The following is a 16,478-nucleotide window of genomic DNA, read 5'->3' on the forward strand; positions in this document are numbered from 1 at the left end:
GACCCGGGCCTGCGGGCCGCGGCGGTGACCTGCGTGGCCGCCGCCGCCGAGCACGCCCCGGCCGGCCTGGCCGACGCGATGACCCGCCTGCTCGCCGACGCCGAGGCCGGCCGATGTCCCGGTGATGACTTCTCCGATCTCGTTGTCGAACACGGCATACCAACAGCTCTGACCCAATTGGCGAAAGGCGACTCGTGACATCACCGGAGGTGCTGGCCACCGAACTGACCCGTGCCCGGGAGCGCACCCTGGCACTGGTCGACTTCGATGACGCCGAACTGCATCGCCAGTACGACCCGCTGATGAGCCCGCTGGTGTGGGACCTCGCCCATATCGGCCAGCAGGAGGAGTTCTGGCTGCTGCGCGATGGTGACCCCAACGCCCCGGGCATCCTCACACCCGAGATCGACTCGCTGTATGACGCATTCGTGCATTCCCGCGCCAGCCGCGTCGACCTGCCGCTGCTCCCGCCGGCCGATGCCCGGACCTACTGCCGCACCGTCCGCGACCGTGCTCTCGACGTCCTGGACCGCACCGACGGCGACGAGGCGTTGTTCCGTTTCGGGTTGGTCGTCTCCCACGAGAACCAGCACGACGAGACCATGCTGCAGGCACTCAATCTGCGCACGGGCCCCGCGCTGCTGAGCGTGGGTGCGGCGCTGCCGCCCGGGCGTGCCGGCCTGGCCGGAACCTCGGTGTTGGTACCCGGCGGTCCGTTCACCTTGGGCGTCAATGCTTCCGAGGAACCGTACTCGCTCGACAACGAACGTCCCGGCCACGTCGTGCACGTCGAGCCGTTCCGGATCGGGCGGGTACCGGTGACCAACGCGCAGTGGCGCGAGTTCATCGACGACGGTGGCTACCGGACACCACAGTGGTGGTCCGAACGCGGCTGGGCGCACCGGGAGCACGCTGGTCTGAGTGCACCCGCTTTCTGGAACACCGACGGCAGCCGCACCCGGTTCGGCCACCACGAATCCATCCCGGGTGACGAACCGGTGCAGCACATCACCTACTTCGAGGCGGAGGCCTTCGCGGCGTGGTCGGGTGCTCGGTTGCCGACCGAGGTGGAATGGGAGAAGGCCTGCGCGTGGGACCCGGTGGCCGGTACGCGTCGCCGATTCCCCTGGGGCGACGCACAACCCACACCCGAGCTGGCCAATCTCGGCGGCGATGCCCTGCGCCCGGCGCCGGTCGGTGCCTACCCGGCGGGGGCGTCGGCCTACGGGGTGGAGCAGATGCTCGGCGATGTGTGGGAGTGGACCACCTCACCACTGCGCCCCTGGCCCGGGTTCACCCCGATGATCTACGACCAGTACACGGCGCCCTTCTTCGACGGTGATTATCGGATCCTGCGCGGCGGCTCGTGGGCGGTGGCGGCCGGCATCTTGCGACCCAGCTTCCGCAACTGGGACCATCCGATCCGGCGGCAGATCTTCTCCGGTGTCCGCCTGGCCTGGGACGCCTGATGTGTCGCCACCTGGGCTGGCTCGGTGCACCGGTACCGGTATCCTCGCTGGTGCTGGAGCCACCGAGCGGCCTTCTGGTGCAGTCCTATTCGCCGCGTCGGCAGAAGCACGGCACCATCAATGCCGACGGCTGGGGTGTCGGCTTCTTCGATCAGGGTGTGCGGCGCTGGCGCAGCGACAAACCGTTGTGGGGGGACGCGTCGTTCGCGTCGGTGGCGCCGGCTCTACGCAGTGACTGCTTTGTGGCGGCCGTGCGTTCGGCGACGGTCGGCATGCCCATCGAGCCTTCGGCTTCGGCGCCCTTCAGCGACGGCACCTGGCTGCTCTCACACAACGGCATCGTCGACCGCGCCGTCCTACCCTCCTCGGCGACAGCAGAATCCACCGTCGACAGTGCGCTGCTGGCCGCACACATCTTCGCGCGCGGTATGGGCGCGCTGGGAGACACCGTTGCCGCCGTCGGCGCGCAGGATCCCGGTGCCCGCCTGAACATCCTGGCCGCCAACGGTTCCTCCCTGCTCGCCACCACCTGGGGCGACACCCTGTTCTCGCTGCAGCGCGATGATGGCATCGTGCTGGCCAGCGAACCCTACGACGATGACCCGTCCTGGCGTGACATCCCCGACCGGCACCTCGTCGAGGTCACCGGCACGAATCTCACCATCACCCCTCTGGAAGGACCCTCATGACGACCGGCACGGCATCGGACCTGTCCAAAGCGCTGCGCCGCGACGTCCGGCACGGCTTGGCGCAGTCCCCGAAAACGCTGCCGCCCAAATGGTTCTACGACGCGAAGGGCAGTGATCTCTTCGATCAGATCACCCGCCTGCCCGAGTACTACCCCACCCGCACCGAAGCGTCGATCCTGCAGGACCGGGCCGCCGATATCGTGGCCGCCTCGGGTGCCGACACTCTGGTCGAGCTGGGCAGCGGCACCTCGGAGAAGACACGACTGCTGCTCGATGCCATGCGGGACAGCGGAGCGCTGAAGCGCTTCATCCCGTTCGATGTCGACCCGAGCGTCCTGCGTGACGCTGCCCGGGCGCTGCATGCCGAATACCCGGACATCGAGATCGACGTGGTGTGCGGCGATTTCGAGCAGGATCTCGGCACGATTCCCAAGGCCGGCCGGCGCATGGTGGTCTTCCTCGGGTCCACGATCGGCAATTTCACCCCGGAGCCCCGCACCGAATTCCTTGCCGCGCTTGCCGACTCCATGCAGCCCGGCGATTCGCTGCTGCTGGGTACCGACCTGGTCAAGGATGTCGGCCGGCTGGTGCGCGCCTACGACGACAGTGCGGGTGTCACGGCCGCGTTCAACCGCAATGTGCTGACCGTGGTGAACCGCGAACTCGACGCCGACTTCGACCTGGACGCCTTCGATCATGTGGCGCGGTGGAATCCGGAGCAGKAACGCATCGAGATGTGGTTGCGCTCGACCGCGGATCAACGGGTGCGGATCGCGCAGCTTGATCTCACGGTCGACTTCGCGGCGGGCGAGGAGATGCTCACGGAGGTGTCCAGCAAGTTCCGCCCCGAGGGTGTGGAAGCTGAACTGGCCGCCGCCGGACTGCGTCGCACCCACTGGTGGACCGATGGCGCAGGCGATTTCGGTCTTTCGCTGGCGGTGAAATGAGCCTGGCCGAAGCCTGGCGGTCGGCGCGGGTGCCGGTGGCGGGTCTCCATCTGGACAGCGCGGCCTGCTCACGGCAGAGCAATGCGGTGATCGAGGCGGGTGCCACGCACGCCCGGCACGAGGCCGAGGTCGGCGGTTACGTGGCGGGCGAAGCCGCGGTGCCGGCGCTGGACGCCGGACGGGCCGCGGTGCGCGCCCTGGCCGGGATGCCCGATGCGGAGGTCATCTTCACCACCGGCTCCAACCATGCGCTGGATCTGCTGCTGAGCAGCTGGACCGGACCGCGCACCGTGGCATGCCCGCCCGGCGAGTACGGACCCAACCTGGTCATCATGGCGGCCAACGGATTCGAGGTGCGCAGCCTGCCCGTGGATGAGCTGGGCCGACTGCTGGTCGACGAGGCCGCGGCCGTGCTGGAGGCCGACCCGCCGGCGATGGTGCATCTGACCGTGCTCGGCAGCCACCGCGGTGTGGCCCAGCCACTGGCCGAGTTGGCGCCGGTGTGCCGAGCGCTGGGACTGCTGCTGGTGGTCGACGCGGCGCAGGGACTCGGGCACGTGGACTGTGCGGTGGGCGCCGACGTCCTGTATTCGTCCTCGCGCAAGTGGTTGGCCGGGCCGCGCGGTGTCGGCACGCTGGCGGTACGGCCCGAGTTGTACGGGCGGTTGACGCCGCGGTGGGCGCCGATGGAATTGCACGAGGCCAATATCGGGTCGCGGGTCGGCTTCTCGCTTGCGCTGGGCGAACACCTGGCCGCCGGCCCCGATCGGGTGCAGGCCCGGCTGGCCGAGGTCGGCCGGCTCACCCGGACGGTGCTCGCCGACATTCCCGGCTGGGAGGTGGTCGAACCCGTCGATGAGCCGACCGCGATCACCACGCTGCGCCCCACCAACGGTGCCGCACCGACACCGGTGCGGGCCAAGCTGATCGCCGAACACCGGATCGTCACCACTGCATGCGAGGTGGTGCGGGCTCCGAGCGAGATGGTCGGGCCGGTGCTGCGGGTGTCCCCGCACGTGGATGTCGCTGCCGAGGATCTGGAGCTCTTCGCCGAGGCGTTGGCCGCGGTCAGCTGAGGATGCGTGTGGGCGCCGAAGTCGCTTCTGCCTAGCTGCCTTTGGCCCACGCCCAGGCAGTGAGGCGCCAGTGTGTGCCGACTCTGCGGAGCGCGACGGTGTAGACCGAGCCTGTTTGGGTGATCTGACTGCCGCGGAGGTCGAACGTCATGGACGCAGGGACCACGACATAGCCGTAGTCGCCCGTGACATCGACATGCAATGGCGCGCCGAGGGTGATGCGGTAGCCCGAAGCCCCGAGGTGCGCGCCCTCAGCAAGCACGTCCTTCCACCAGTCTTCGGCGGCCGTTGCCCCCTGCCAGACATGGGGTGACATTCCGTCGAGAATTTGCATGGGATCAGAGCACGTCGCCGCCATTGCCGCCACGTCACCGTCGTTGAACGCCGCGACATATTGCAGCACTGCGTCCATCGGATCGTCCATTTCGTCAACGTAGTCGCCTGGATGCGCCCGTGGGGCCCAACGTCGACTTGTTGTCGACATCCGTGCCCGGAATCGACAACAAGTCGACGTTGGGCGAAAGATAAGGTTGTCCATGCTCAGCGATGAAGAGACCTTCCTGATCCAGACGGTGCGCGACTTCGTCGACCGGGAGGTCAAGCCCAGCGTGCAAGACGTCGAGCACGCCAACGAATACCCCGAACGCTGGATCGAGCAGATGAAGCAGATCGGCATCTACGGTTTGGCGGTGCCGGAGGCCTACGGCGGATCGCCGGTATCGATGCCCTGCTACGCGCAGGTCACCCAGGAACTCTCCCGCGGGTGGATGAGCTTGGCCGGCGCGATGGGCGGGCACACCGTGGTCGCCAAGCTGCTCACCCTGTTCGGCACCGACGAACAGAAGCAGACGTATCTACCGCGGATGGCCACCGGCGAGGTCCGTGCCACCATGGCGCTCACCGAACCGGGCGGCGGCTCCGACCTACAGGCCATGACCACCGTCGCGAAGACCGACGGCGATGACCTGGTGATCTCGGGCGCCAAGACCTGGATCTCCAATGCCAGGCGCTCGGAATTGATTGCGCTGCTGTGCAAAACGGATCCCAGCGCGCAGCCGAAGCACAAGGGCATCTCCATCGTGCTCGTCGAACACGGCCCCGGCCTGACGGTTTCACGCGATCTGCCCAAGCTCGGCTACAAGGGGGTGGAGTCCTGCGAGCTGTCCTTCGACGACTACCGCATCCCGGCCACCGCCATTCTCGGCGCCACCCCCGGCAAGGGCTTCGCGCAGATGATGAAGGGCCTGGAAACCGGCCGCATCCAGGTCGCCTCCCGGGCGCTGGGGGTGGCCACCGCGGCGCTGGAGGACTCGTTGGCCTACGCCCAGCAGCGCGAGAGCTTCGGGCAGCCGATCTGGAAGCACCAGTCCATCGGCAACTATCTGGCCGATATGGCCACCAAGCTCACCGCCGCCCGCCAACTCACCTGGTATGCCGCCGAGAAGTACGACAGCGGCGAGCGCTGCGATATGGAAGCCGGCATGGCCAAACTGTTCGCCTCCGAGACCGCGATGGAGATCGCGCTCAACGCAGTCCGTATCCACGGCGGCTACGGCTACTCCACCGAATACGACGTGGAGCGCTACTTCCGCGACGCCCCGCTGATGATCGTCGGCGAGGGCACCAACGAGATCCAGCGCAATGTCATTGCTGCCCAGTTGGTGTCGCGCGGCGGCATCTGACTCGATAGCCCAGGGCACAATTGACCCATGACAGCTGAGGAGTCCGAGGAACTTCGGCAGGCCATCTCGGAAGCCCGGTTGACGACGTCACCGGACACGGTTCGTGGGCTTCTGCGTGATCTCCGGTCTGGCGTGACATTGAATGAGTCGGACGACTCCCCCGAGCAGCTTGTGAGCGCTCATCACCATCTGGTGGTGGCGGTCGCCAAGACGTACGCCGGTCGGGGTGTCGCGTTCCTGGATCTGGTCGAGGCGGGAGAGGTCGGCCTGACGTTCGCGGCGCAGAGATACCGCGGCACGGGGGCTACCGGGTTTGCCGACTATGCCACGACGTGGATCCATCGGGCCATGCTGGTCTGAGCGCTACTTGTGCGCGGACAGCAGGAAGGCCGGCAGCTTCATCCGGCCCTTGTCATCGTGATCGTGCGGGGGCAGCTCGAACGGCGCCCCCGGCCCTGACGGCATGTTGGCGTGGATGAAGGCCGGGCGTATGTCGTCGACGGTCCAGTGTGCCGCGACGATATCGCGCAGTTCGTACTCGTCGACCTCGTTGGGCTTGGTCTCCAGCTCGGCTGGGAACGCTCCCTTGGCGAACACCAGGACGTAGTAGTGCGCGCCCGGGGCGGCGGCGCGCTGCACCGCGTGCAGGTAGTTGTGCCTGCCGTCGATGGGCAGCGAATGGAACAGCGTCGAGTCGATGACGGTGTGGAATCGGCCGTCGTAGCCGGTGAACGAGGTGATGTCGGCCTGGGCAAAGCTGGCGTATCGCAGGTTGCGTTCCTGTGCTGCACGATTCGCCACAGCGATGGCGGTCGGCGAAATGTCCAGGCCCACCACGGTGTAACCGTCTGCCGCCAGCGACAGTGACAACTCAGCGTGTCCACAGCCGGCGTCCAGGACGTCGCTGCGCACCTTGCCCGCCGAGATCAGCGCTGCCAGTTCGGGTTGCGGTTCACCGATGCTCCACGGCGGCGGTCCCTGGAACTCGCTGTCGTGGCGATATGCGCTGTCCCAGTCCAGTACCTCAGATGCCATGACATCCAACGTACGCGCGCTCACGCGGTGGGTGTTTCCCACGTGTGGACCGGCGCATTGGTGTGCATGTGTTCGCAGTACATACGCAGCATCTCGGCCAGTGCGGCGGGCCGCGCCAAACCGCGTTCCTGCAGCGCACGCACGGTGGCGGTCTGCCAGGCGGCACCGTTGCGGCCGGTCTTGGCGCGTGCCTCGATGACCCCGAGGAAGCGGTCCCGAACATCGGCGGCGACCCCCCAGCGCCGCAGCCCGTCATGGGCCAGCGGCAGCAGTTCCCGCAGCACGAGTTCGTCGGCGGTCACCTCACCCAGACGGGGCCAGTACAGCCGGGCGTCCATCCCGTGCCGGGCAGATGCAAAGAAATTGTGCTGTGCCGCAGCGAAACTCATCTTGCTCCACAGCGGCCGGTCCTCGTCGGTGAGTGCCCGCAGGGTGCCGTAGTAGAACGCCGAGTTGGCCAGCATGTCCACCACCGTGGGCCCGGCGGGCAGCACCCGGTTCTCGACGCGCAGGTGCGGTTTGCCGTTCACCACGTCGTAGACGGGTCGGTTCCACCGGTAGATGGTGCCGTTGTGCAGGCGTAACTCCGAGAGCGCCGGGGTGCGCCCGGCTGCGAGCTCGACCACCGGATCCTCGTCGGAGATCTCCGGCAGCAGCGACGGGAAGTAGCGGACGTTTTCCTCGAACAGATCGAAAATGGAGGTGATCCACCGTTCGCCGAACCACACCCGGGGGCGCACGCCCTGGGTCTTGAGCTCGTCGGGGCGGGTGTCGGTGGCCTGCCCGAACAGTTCGATGCGGGTCTCGGCCCACAGTTCGTGGCCGAAGAAGTACGGCGAATTGGCGCCCAGGGCGATCTGCGGGCCGGCCAGCACCTGCGCGGCGTTCCAGTTCTGCGCGAACTCCGCTGGCGAGACCTGCAGATGCAATTGCATACTCGTGCAGGCAGATTCGGGTGCGATATCGGCCGACTGCAGGGACAACCGTTCGGGCCCGGTGATATCGATGTCGATATCCTCGCCGCGCGCGGTGAAGATGGAGTCGTTGAGTGCCTGGTAGCGGGTCGACTCGCTCATCCACCCCGACTCCAGATGCTCGGGCATCAGGGTGGGAAGGATGCCGATCATGACGATGTGCGCGCCGTCCTCGGTGGCCTTGGCCTCGGCGGCGTTCAGGCTGGCCCGCACCTCGGCCTCCAGTTCCAGCGCGGACTGCCCGGGTAACGGACGCGGCGGAACATTGAATTCGATGTTGTACGCGCCCAGTTCGGTCTGATAGGCCGGATCGGCGATGGAGGCCAGTACCTCCTGATTGCGCAGCGCCGGCTGGTAGTCAGCGTCGACAAGATTGCATTCGATCTCCATGCCGGTGAGCGGTCGGTCGAACTCGAAGCTGGACTGGGACAGCATCGTCTCGAACACGTCCAGGCACAGCTGGACCTTGCGCCGGTATTCGCGGCGCTGTGCGCGGCTGAATTCCGTGCGGGAAACCTCTTCGCCCACAGCGTCGACACTAGCGCCGAACGGCCACCGCGATCTGTGGACTGAGCAGACCGCCCCGCAATTCGAGGTCGACGCCGGCGTGTTCGGCCAGTGCGCGCAACGCCGACGGGCTGTAGCTGCGCAACGAACTGATGACACCGTCGTGCACGAACGGGATGAACGGGGCCAGCGGCAGCATGGTGGCCAGTCGCAGGAGATGCAACGGTGCCGGTGGCCTGGGCAGGTCGATGATCAGAAGCTTGTCTGCGACGCGGGTGCCCTCGGAGAGCACCGCGGCGGCCGTCACCGGTGGAAGATGATGAAACGACAAGGCGAACACCGCGAGCGCGAAATGGCCGTCGGGTGCGTCGATTGCGGTGGCGTCCATTTCCCGCACCTGGGCCCGCGGATGGCTGCCCAGCTCACCGGCAGCCATCGCGGCGACCGAATCGTGCTCGATATCGGTCACCGTGACATGAGCGGTGGGATGTCCCTCCAGCACCACCGTCGACAGCGCGCCGTGGCCGGCGCCGAGTTCGAGGACCTTCGGGTCCGGCACGTCGGCGATCTCCTCGAGCACCAGGTGCGCGAACTGCCGGTGGTTGCCGAACACCCGACCGGTCCACTCCAACGCGTCCACCACGCTGCGTTTGACCGCGGGATCGACGTCGGTGCGATCCAGGTACTCGGTCCGGTCGGTCTGCAGCAGCCGGTCCAGACAGGATGCGTCGGGGCCACCGCGCGGCATGCGATCCAGATCGGTCACGCCGTCAGGCTACAAGTCGGCGAGGTCCCTTGGCTTGAGCAGCAGCGTCGCCACGACGCTGATGACCGCCGTGGTCACCAGGTAGCCGCAGGCCAACCACGGTGCGTTGCCGCCGACCGCGATGAGCGTGGTCAGGATCAGCGGGGTCAGCCCCGAGGAGTAGACGCCGGAGAGCTGGTAGACCGTGGACAGTCCGGTGTAGCGGATCCGGGTCGGGAACAGCGAGGCGTACAGCGTGCCCTGYGCGCCGTAGAACCAGGCGTGGATGATGCCGAACACGATGACGATGCCGATCGCGAACGCGGTCAGACTTCCGGTGTTGAACAAGGCGAACACCGGGAACACCGCCACCGCGTAGGCGGCGATACCGGTCGCGTAGACGCGTTGGGGTCCGAAACGGTCGGCGAGCAGACCCGATACCGGCAGCAGCGCCGCCATCAACAGGGCGGCCACGGTCACCACGATCAGCACGTCGACCTTGCCCAGGTGCAACGGGCCGGTCGCGCTGGTGGCGTACGCGATGGCGAACACGCCCCAGGTGTTGAACGCCGCGCCCTCACCCCAGCGGCTCAGCATGCCCAGCAGCGTCGGGCGCAGCGACGGGCCGCGGAACAGTTCCCGCAGCGGCGTCGACGACACGTCGTCGTCCTCTTTGAGCTTCTCGAAGGCCGGGGTCTCGGAGGCCTTGAGCCGCACGACGACGCCGAAGATCACCAGCACGATGCTGAACAGGAAGGCGATGCGCCAGCCGTAGGACAGGAATGCCTCCGCCGTCATGACCGTCTGCAGCAGTGCGAAGACGCCGGTGCCCAGCGCCAGACCGAGCGCCAGTCCGACCTGGGGGATGCTGCCGGCGAACCCCCGCCGCTTCGGGGTGCTGTGTTCGACCGCGAGCAGCACCGCGCCGGCCCATTCACCGCCGAGCGCGAAGCCCTGGACGATGCGCAGCAGCAGCAACAGGATCGGCGCGACGACGCCGATCTGGGTGGCGGTGGGCAGCAGACCCATCAGCGCGGTCGCGCCGCCCATCAGGAACATCGTCAGCGCCAGGGTGCGTTTGCGGCCGATGCGGTCACCGATGTGCCCGAAGACGAAGCCGCCGATGGGCCGGACCAGGAATCCGACCGCGAAGGTGGCGAACGCCAGCAGCGTGCCGACGAAGGAACTCTGGTCCGGGAAGAACGCGGTGTTGAACACCAGGCTGGCCGCGGTGGCGTAGAGGAAGAAGTCGTACCACTCGATGGTGGTGCCGACGAGGCTGGCCGTGAGGGCCGTCCGAACTTTCGAACGGTCCACGGCGGTCTGTTCGGGCGGCGAGCTGTCGGTGACGGTCACCGGTCGCAATATGGCGGTGATCCGGAGATCGCGCCAGGGTTGTGCTTACGGTGATCCGAAGACCGCGTCTAGCTGCTCAACGTGATCCGGCACTTGCGCACGATGGGTTTTAGTTCGTCGTAGTACTGCGCGCCCAACAGAGCGTGCTGGGCGGTGTCATCATTGCGGACCGCGAACGCGATCTGGCCGGCCAGATCGGCCAGCCTGGTCGCGTGATCCGCGACCTCGCCGGGAGCGATCTGACGTGCCTGGTCGCGGATTGCCCGGGCGCGTTCGTCGAAATCGCCGGCCGTCGGCCCTTGTTCCGTCGAGAAGCTCGGCATCACGAAGGACTGGGCGCTCAGCGCGATCAGTGGTTCGACCTGACGGCAGGCCTTGCCATCGATGTAACTGAACGACACCGCGGCGATGACGACAGCCGCAGCAAGTCCGGTGGCAGCGATGGCCTTCATGGCGGTGCTCCGCTCGGCATCGAGGACCAGCCTGCGCCAGAGCAGATGGGCACCGATCGCGGCGGCGACGGCCGCGGCGGCCAGCCCCGCCGCCTCGAGCGCGCTTCCTCCTGCGGAGGTCGAGTCGAGCGCGGCGTAGGTGGCGATCGCCGACACCGCGACCAACATCAAGACCCAGATGCCGCGGCGGCGCATATAGGAATCCGCGTCGCGGAACGGGATCCCGATCACGCTGCCGGCCGCGGCGAGAACCGCGACCAGCAGCGGGATCAGAACATCGAGAAAATTACCGGTGATCATCGTGTGGCAATGCTACGGGCGTCACTCCTCGCCGAGGATCTGGTAGATCTCCCGGCGTGCGTTGTTGACGATGTCGAGGATGCGCTGCTGCTGCTCGGCAGAGGCGGCGTGCGCGGACTGTCCGACAGCACCGAACAGCTGGCCCAGCGCGGCCCGCAGGTTCACCGCGTTCGGGTCGGCGTCCTCGGCGATCTCGTCCCACGGGGCGGTCTCGATCTTGGCGGCCGCCGTGCGGCCTTCCTCGGTGAGCTCGAAGGTCTTCTTGCTGCCTTCGCTCTCGGTCGGGGTGATCAGACCCTCGTCGACCAGCAGTTGCAGGGTCGGATACACCGAGCCGGGGCTCGGCTTCCACAGATCGTTACTGCGGGCGGCGATCTCCTGGGTCATCTCGTACCCGTGCATGGGACGTTCGGTGAGCAGGGTCATGATCGCGGCGCGCACGTCACCGCGCTTGCCGCGGCCGCGGGGACCACGACCGCCGCGACCACGGGGTCCGCCGCCGAAGCCGGGACCACCGAAGCCGGGACCGAAACCTCTGCCGAAGCCGGGACCGAATCCCGGGCCGAACGGACCCTGCGGGCCGGCGGCCTGCTCGCGGATGTGGTCGCGGAACTCGCGGCGGGCGTGGCGGCGATCGAACCCGAGGGGACCGAAGCCGAATGCGGGGTTGGGGGGTGTGAAGGGGGTGTTCATGGGGTGCTTCTTTCTGGAGAGGGAAGCACGGTCTGCGCTTCCGATGCGTTAACGATATATCGGAAGCTATCGCGATGCAACTATCATTTTGAGCGGCCGTCGATGGCGGTCACCAACCAGCGCGCCCATTCCGCCTGCATGGCCTCGAAGCGCAGGCCATATTCCAGGGCGGCATTTGCGTAGAAGGAGTTGTCGGAGTCGTCGAGGTGCAGACCGTCGCGCAGCGCCTGCAGGCGTGCCAGTTCGGATTCGGCGTGCTCGACGAGTGCCTTTACGTGGTCGGCAGCGTCGCGGCGAGGGGGTTCGCCGAGCAGGAAGATGCGCAGCAACTCCGGCCTCCGGTCGGGCGGATCGTCCTGGGGATTGGTCACCCACCGCAGGAGTTCGGCATGCCCGGCTTCGGTGACGCGGTACACCTTGCGTCCGCGTGGGCCGATCTCGGCCACTTCGATGAATCCGTTGTCCGCCAAGCGGTTCAGCTCGCCGTAGAGCTGGCTCTGGGTGGCCGGCCAGACGTTGGCCATCGACTTCTCGAAACGCTTGAGCAGGTCATAGCCGCTGCCGGGATGTTGGGTCAGCAGGCCGAGCGCCGCCATTCGCAAACTCATGAAACAGATCCTACATTCCACTCTTGACATGTCACTAGTGGAATGTCATCGTGGTGTCATGACCACCGCCTCCGCACTGCCCGCCGAAGGTGACTTCTTCCGGCGCGGCAACTACGCGCCCGTCGCCGACGAACTCACCGAATACCACCTGCCCGTCCAAGGCGGCATCCCGCCCGAGATCGACGGGTGGTACCTGCGCAACGGGCCCAACCCGCGCGAGGCCAACGCGCACTGGTTCGCCGGTGACGGCATGGTCCATGGCGTCCGGATCGAGAACGGGGCGGCCAAGTGGTACCGCAACCGCTGGGTCCGCACCGACAGCTTCGTCGAGGACTTCCCGCTCTACAATCCCGACGGCTCCCGCAACCTGCGCGCCGCTCTCGCCAACACCCACGTGGTCAACCACGCCGGGAAGACGCTGGCCCTGGTCGAATCATCGTTCCCGTATGAGATCAGCAACGAGCTGGAAACGTTGGGTGCCTACGATTTCGGTGGCAAGCTCACCAACTCGATGACCGCCCACCCGAAGATCTGCCCGACCACCGGTGAGATGCACTTCTTCGGTTACGGCAGCATCTTCGAGCCGTATGTCACCTACCACCGGGTGTCCGCCGACGGCGAACTGATCATCAACCGGCCGGTGGATGTCAAGGCGCACACCATGATGCATGACTTCGCCTTGACGGCCGATCACGTGATCTTCATGGACCTGCCGATCGTGTTCGACCTGGACGTCGCAGGCAAGGGCGAAGGCGATATGCCCTACCGCTGGAGCGACACCTACGGCGCCCGGTTCGGCGTGCTGCGCCGCGATGACCCGTTCGGTGTCATCCGCTGGTTCGATATCGACCCGTGCTACGTCTTCCACGTTGCGAACGCCTACGACCACGCGAATTCGATTGTGCTGCAGGCGGCCCGATACCCGGAGCTGTGGCGCAACGACGGCGGATTCGGTGAGCAGGCGGTGCTGTGGGAGTGGCGGATCGACCTGAACGCCGGCACGGTGACCGAACGCCAGCTCGACGATCGGGGAATCGAGTTCCCGAGGATCGACGACCGGCTGGTCGGCCTGCCGGCCCGTTTCTCGGTCTCGGTGGGAGACACCGCACTGGTTCGTCACGATCTGTCCACCGGTGCCGCCGAGACGCACTCCTTCGGGCCGGGGAGGTCCGGGGAAGCGGTGTTCGTACCGGCGGCGGGCCCGGGCGATGAGAGCAGCGGCTGGTATCTGAGCTACGTATATGACCCGGTGCGCGAGGGTAGCGATCTGGTGATCCTGGACGCGTCCGATTTCGGAGGCGCACCGGTGGCGACCATCTCGCTACCGCAGCGGGTGCCGTTCGGGTTCCACGGCAACTGGATCGGCGCGTGAGCATCGGCGTCTCACGATGTGGACGTCGTAAATCCGCACCTACCGCACGGTACCGGCGGTCCCGGCAACGAGAGGTGACCGGGTGTGCGCTGTTGCTGGAATGACCGGCCGGTGTGCGAAATGAAATTGCCGAACTGCGCTGCGGGGATACCCGCAGCGCGAGGTGGCGCAAACCACACACTCACCGAGATGTGCGCAGAATCACGCAGGTCGTACTGGTGGGTAGCTTATAAGCAGCAAACGCCGACACCGCCGGGGCGGTAGTTGCAATAACAACTGATTAGTTTGTAGGCGAAACTATCGACTTGCCGTGTACGACTGTTTGCCGGGTTTTCGACCACAGCTAAAAATTGCTCTCAACAGCAACGTTACGAAACCGCAATGTGCGGTTCTCGGAAATTTGACAGTGGGTGCAACTTTACAAATCTCTCTTGACGTCAACTTACTGGTGGGTAAGTTCTCTCCGGTCCGGGGGAAGCGCCTGAAGGGATGGCAAAGAGAAAATGTCCATGCAAATGACGATGAAGCCGTATGTGACGGTCGGTGTCGCGCTGGTCGGAGCCAGCGTGATCGCGGTGGCGCCGATCGCGCCGCGTGCCGAGCTGCACATGCCGTCGGTCACCCTGGCGGCCTCCATCGAGAATCCCATCACGGTCTTCAAACCGGTCGTCAATGCTGCCGGCGACCTGATCCGCGAGACGCTGCAGGCCGAGTTCGCCGATCCGTTCCCGATCCTGCGCCAGATCTTCGCCAACCAGCAGTACACCGTCTCGAAGCTGCTGGCGGCCATCAACGGTGGCGGGGCCGCCCTGACCGRGTTGGTTCAGGGGCTTCCCGCGGCACTGCAGGCCGCCGGCGCCATCGCGCGCACCGGCGACATCAACGGTGCGATCGACAGCCTGGTCGCCAGCGGCCTGGGACCGATCCTGAACTTCATCTCCGGCGTCACCGTGCCGCTGCAGGATGCGTTCGAGCGTCCGTTCGCGGTCGGCCAAGCACTGGTCGCCGGGGCATTCGAGAGCGGGCTCGCCCTCACGGTGGCGCTGGCGCAGACGTTCATCGGCATCGGTTTCCCGGTGGGGACCACCCCGGTGCTGCAGAACCTCGTCAGCGTCACCGAGTCGATCCTGAAGTCCATCGGGACGCTGAATCCGATCAACATCATCAACGCCGTCCAGAACGGCGTCGCCGATATCCTGCTGAACGGAATCCAGCACACCAGTGATTTCATGACGCAGACCGTGTCCTACATCCGCGATGTGATCGTCAACGCGCTCAAGGCCGGTCAGCCCGCCGCGGCGACCAAGACCGCGTCGGTGGCGACCGCCCCCACGGCCGATGCGCAGACCTTCACGATCTCGATCCCGGGTGCCGAATCCGACGGCGCCGCACCGGCGGTGACGCCGGTCAGCACCGGTGCTGAGTCGGCCGAGACGCCGGCTGAGACCCCCGCCGAGACTCCGGTCGAAACCCCCGCCGAGGTGCCCGCCGAGGAAGCCGTGACCGAGACGCCGGTCGAAGAGGCACCCCTCGAGGAGGTCGAGATCGAGGAGCCCGAGGCCGCCGAGCCCGTCACCCGACCGAGCCTCAAGCAGGCCGGGTCCGGCAAGACCTCGCCGAAACGGGCGGGCAACCCGCGCGCCGCGGCCTGATCGCACAAAAACGAGTGGTCTCCCTCGCCGGTCGGCGGGGGAGACTACTCGCATGACCAACCCTGTCCTGGCCCTGACCGCCGTGACTGCCGTGTGCAGCGCGGCGGTCGGCGGCCTTTTCTACGCGTTCTCGACATTCGTCATGCGCGGACTGGACCGCACCGACCCTGTTGAAGCCGCGGTGGCGATGCGCGGTATCAACGCCGAGGCCCAGGCGAACGCCCCATTCCTGGTGCTGTTCCTCGGAACCGGCGTGCTGGCGCTCGTGCTCGGCGTCATCGCCGTCATCAACCGGGACGGCTGTCTCCTGGCGGGTGCGGTGCTCGCGCTGCTGCCGACGGTCATCACCATCGCCTTCAGCGTGCCGTTGAACAACCGCCTGGAAGCCGGTCTGGACTGGGCGTCCTACCTGGGGCCGTGGACCGCGTGGAACCACGTCCGCACCGTCACCGGTCTGCTGGGAGGGGCGCTGCTGGTGATCGCCGGAACGCAACGATGACGATCACCGCGGCGGCGAGGACCAGCGTCGCCGCGAGGGTCGCGGTCGGAGCGATCCCCGAATCGAAAGCGGTATGCGCGGATTCGAGCAGCTTCTCGGCGGTCGGTGCGGGCAGTTCGCGCGCCACCGCGGTCGCGCCACCGATGCTTTCGGCCGCGTCGCCGGCCTGAACGGGCGTCAGGCCGGCAGGCACCTCGACGTTGGTACGGTAGAACGCCGTGAAGATGGTGCCGAGCGTCGCCGCACCCACCACTGCGCCCAGTTCGTATGCGGTCTCCGAAACGGCGGACGCGGCTCCGGCTTTCGCGGCCGGCACCGAGGCCACGATGGTGTCGTTCGAGATCGTCTGCGAGACACCGACACCGAGTTCGAGCACGATGAACGACACGATGATCGCGCCTACCGACAGATCGTGACGGAAC

Annotated in this window: 17 protein-coding genes and 2 pseudogenes; 10 read left to right on the forward strand and 9 right to left on the reverse strand. The window is 66.8% G+C overall.

The window, feature by feature from the left end:
- From AC1DTF_RS29740 to egtE, 5 genes and pseudogenes are all read left to right on the forward strand, one after another.
- Window positions 1-198, forward strand: a pseudogene (locus tag AC1DTF_RS29740) (ergothioneine biosynthesis glutamate--cysteine ligase EgtA); the annotation flags it as partial.
- Window positions 195-1,469, forward strand: coding sequence for an ergothioneine biosynthesis protein EgtB (gene egtB, locus AC1DTF_RS29745; protein WP_057171021.1), 1,275 nt, complete (start codon window positions 195-197; stop codon window positions 1,467-1,469). The pseudogene AC1DTF_RS29740 and the gene egtB, both read left to right, overlap by 4 nt.
- Window positions 1,469-2,158 (forward strand): ergothioneine biosynthesis protein EgtC, encoded by a 690-nt coding sequence (egtC, locus tag AC1DTF_RS29750; RefSeq protein ID WP_477476642.1) that lies wholly within the window; start codon window positions 1,469-1,471, stop codon window positions 2,156-2,158. Before egtB ends, egtC begins: the two co-directional genes overlap by 1 nt.
- Entirely contained in the window at window positions 2,155-3,105 is a 951-nt protein-coding gene (gene egtD, locus AC1DTF_RS29755; protein ID WP_477476643.1) for an L-histidine N(alpha)-methyltransferase, read from the forward strand. The genes egtC and egtD overlap by 4 nt, the downstream gene beginning before the upstream one ends.
- Window positions 3,102-4,181: an ergothioneine biosynthesis PLP-dependent enzyme EgtE gene (gene egtE / locus AC1DTF_RS29760; protein WP_477476644.1), complete on the forward strand. Its 1,080-nt coding sequence runs from the start codon at window positions 3,102-3,104 to the stop codon at window positions 4,179-4,181. Before egtD ends, egtE begins: the two co-directional genes overlap by 4 nt.
- 31 nt (window positions 4,182-4,212) lie before the next feature.
- Here egtE and AC1DTF_RS29765 read toward each other — a convergent pair whose 3' ends face one another.
- Window positions 4,213-4,605 carry a YybH family protein gene (locus AC1DTF_RS29765; RefSeq protein ID WP_477476645.1) on the reverse strand — a complete coding sequence of 131 codons (393 nt, stop codon included), beginning with the start codon at window positions 4,603-4,605 and terminating at the stop codon, window positions 4,213-4,215.
- 106 nt (window positions 4,606-4,711) lie between these two features.
- Between AC1DTF_RS29765 and AC1DTF_RS29770 the strand changes: the two genes are divergently transcribed.
- Together AC1DTF_RS29770 and AC1DTF_RS29775 are read left to right on the forward strand one after the other, a co-directional pair.
- Window positions 4,712-5,863, forward strand: coding sequence for an acyl-CoA dehydrogenase family protein (locus AC1DTF_RS29770; protein ID WP_477476646.1), 1,152 nt, complete (start codon window positions 4,712-4,714; stop codon window positions 5,861-5,863).
- A gap of 27 nt (window positions 5,864-5,890) precedes the next feature.
- A complete protein-coding gene (locus tag AC1DTF_RS29775) occupies window positions 5,891-6,223 on the forward strand; it encodes a sigma factor (protein WP_477476647.1) in 333 nt (110 codons plus the stop codon).
- Between the two features lie 3 nt (window positions 6,224-6,226).
- On the opposite strand, the gene AC1DTF_RS29780 is transcribed toward AC1DTF_RS29775, so the two are convergent.
- The 7 genes from AC1DTF_RS29780 to AC1DTF_RS29810 all read right to left on the reverse strand — a co-directional run bounded on the left by AC1DTF_RS29780 (window position 6,227) and on the right by AC1DTF_RS29810 (window position 12,533).
- Window positions 6,227-6,898, reverse strand: a complete 672-nt coding sequence (locus tag AC1DTF_RS29780) for a class I SAM-dependent methyltransferase (RefSeq protein ID WP_477476648.1) — start codon at window positions 6,896-6,898, stop codon at window positions 6,227-6,229.
- 20 nt (window positions 6,899-6,918) lie between these two features.
- The gene (locus AC1DTF_RS29785; protein WP_477476649.1) at window positions 6,919-8,400 is read right to left on the reverse strand and encodes a glutamate-cysteine ligase family protein; all 1,482 of its coding nucleotides are present in this window, start codon (window positions 8,398-8,400) and stop codon (window positions 6,919-6,921) included.
- A 10-nt stretch (window positions 8,401-8,410) separates the two neighbouring features.
- A complete protein-coding gene (locus AC1DTF_RS29790) occupies window positions 8,411-9,127 on the reverse strand; it encodes a class I SAM-dependent methyltransferase (protein WP_477476657.1) in 717 nt (238 codons plus the stop codon).
- A 27-nt stretch (window positions 9,128-9,154) separates the two neighbouring features.
- The gene (locus tag AC1DTF_RS29795) at window positions 9,155-10,480 is read right to left on the reverse strand and encodes an MFS transporter (RefSeq protein ID WP_477476650.1); all 1,326 of its coding nucleotides are present in this window, start codon (window positions 10,478-10,480) and stop codon (window positions 9,155-9,157) included.
- 68 nt (window positions 10,481-10,548) lie between these two features.
- Window positions 10,549-11,232 carry a hypothetical protein gene (locus AC1DTF_RS29800; protein WP_477476651.1) on the reverse strand — a complete coding sequence of 228 codons (684 nt, stop codon included), beginning with the start codon at window positions 11,230-11,232 and terminating at the stop codon, window positions 10,549-10,551.
- A 21-nt stretch (window positions 11,233-11,253) separates the two neighbouring features.
- Window positions 11,254-11,925, reverse strand: a complete 672-nt coding sequence (locus AC1DTF_RS29805) for a PadR family transcriptional regulator (RefSeq protein WP_477476652.1) — start codon at window positions 11,923-11,925, stop codon at window positions 11,254-11,256.
- A gap of 83 nt (window positions 11,926-12,008) precedes the next feature.
- Window positions 12,009-12,533: a PadR family transcriptional regulator gene (locus AC1DTF_RS29810; RefSeq protein WP_477476653.1), complete on the reverse strand. Its 525-nt coding sequence runs from the start codon at window positions 12,531-12,533 to the stop codon at window positions 12,009-12,011.
- 58 nt (window positions 12,534-12,591) lie between these two features.
- On the opposite strand from AC1DTF_RS29810, the gene AC1DTF_RS29815 reads away from it, so the two are divergent.
- From AC1DTF_RS29815 to AC1DTF_RS29825, 3 genes are all read left to right on the forward strand, one after another.
- On the forward strand, window positions 12,592-13,905 hold the full coding sequence (locus AC1DTF_RS29815; protein WP_477476654.1) for a carotenoid oxygenase family protein: 1,314 nt from the start codon (window positions 12,592-12,594) through the stop codon (window positions 13,903-13,905).
- A 515-nt stretch (window positions 13,906-14,420) separates the two neighbouring features.
- Window positions 14,421-15,557 (forward strand): hypothetical protein, encoded by a 1,137-nt coding sequence (locus AC1DTF_RS29820; RefSeq protein WP_477476655.1) that lies wholly within the window; start codon window positions 14,421-14,423, stop codon window positions 15,555-15,557.
- A 52-nt stretch (window positions 15,558-15,609) separates the two neighbouring features.
- Window positions 15,610-16,056 (forward strand): anthrone oxygenase family protein, encoded by a 447-nt coding sequence (locus AC1DTF_RS29825; protein WP_477476656.1) that lies wholly within the window; start codon window positions 15,610-15,612, stop codon window positions 16,054-16,056.
- Here the strand turns inward: AC1DTF_RS29825 and AC1DTF_RS29830 are convergent.
- Window positions 16,004-16,478: pseudogene (locus AC1DTF_RS29830) on the reverse strand (MFS transporter); the annotation flags it as partial. The gene AC1DTF_RS29825 and the pseudogene AC1DTF_RS29830 sit on opposite strands and share 53 nt — an antisense overlap.

The organism is Mycobacterium sp. P4_H6, from assembly GCF_056400845.1.

Bases quoted from the DNA above. Each gene is read 5' to 3' on its own strand.
- AC1DTF_RS29765 (WP_477476645.1), bottom strand. From the start codon at position 4,605: ATGGACGATCCGATGGACGCAGTGCTGCAATATGTCGCGGCGTTCAAC.
- AC1DTF_RS29805 (WP_477476652.1), bottom strand. From the start codon at position 11,925: ATGAACACCCCCTTCACACCCCCCAACCCCGCATTCGGCTTCGGTCCC.
- AC1DTF_RS29810 (WP_477476653.1), bottom strand. From the start codon at position 12,533: ATGAGTTTGCGAATGGCGGCGCTCGGCCTGCTGACCCAACATCCCGGC.
- egtC (WP_477476642.1), top strand. From the start codon at position 1,469: ATGTGTCGCCACCTGGGCTGGCTCGGTGCACCGGTACCGGTATCCTCG.
- AC1DTF_RS29815 (WP_477476654.1), top strand. From the start codon at position 12,592: ATGACCACCGCCTCCGCACTGCCCGCCGAAGGTGACTTCTTCCGGCGC.
- AC1DTF_RS29780 (WP_477476648.1), bottom strand. From the start codon at position 6,898: ATGGCATCTGAGGTACTGGACTGGGACAGCGCATATCGCCACGACAGC.
- AC1DTF_RS29775 (WP_477476647.1), top strand. From the start codon at position 5,891: ATGACAGCTGAGGAGTCCGAGGAACTTCGGCAGGCCATCTCGGAAGCC.
- AC1DTF_RS29790 (WP_477476657.1), bottom strand. From the start codon at position 9,127: ATGCCGCGCGGTGGCCCCGACGCATCCTGTCTGGACCGGCTGCTGCAG.
- egtE (WP_477476644.1), top strand. From the start codon at position 3,102: ATGAGCCTGGCCGAAGCCTGGCGGTCGGCGCGGGTGCCGGTGGCGGGT.
- AC1DTF_RS29800 (WP_477476651.1), bottom strand. From the start codon at position 11,232: ATGATCACCGGTAATTTTCTCGATGTTCTGATCCCGCTGCTGGTCGCG.
- AC1DTF_RS29825 (WP_477476656.1), top strand. From the start codon at position 15,610: ATGACCAACCCTGTCCTGGCCCTGACCGCCGTGACTGCCGTGTGCAGC.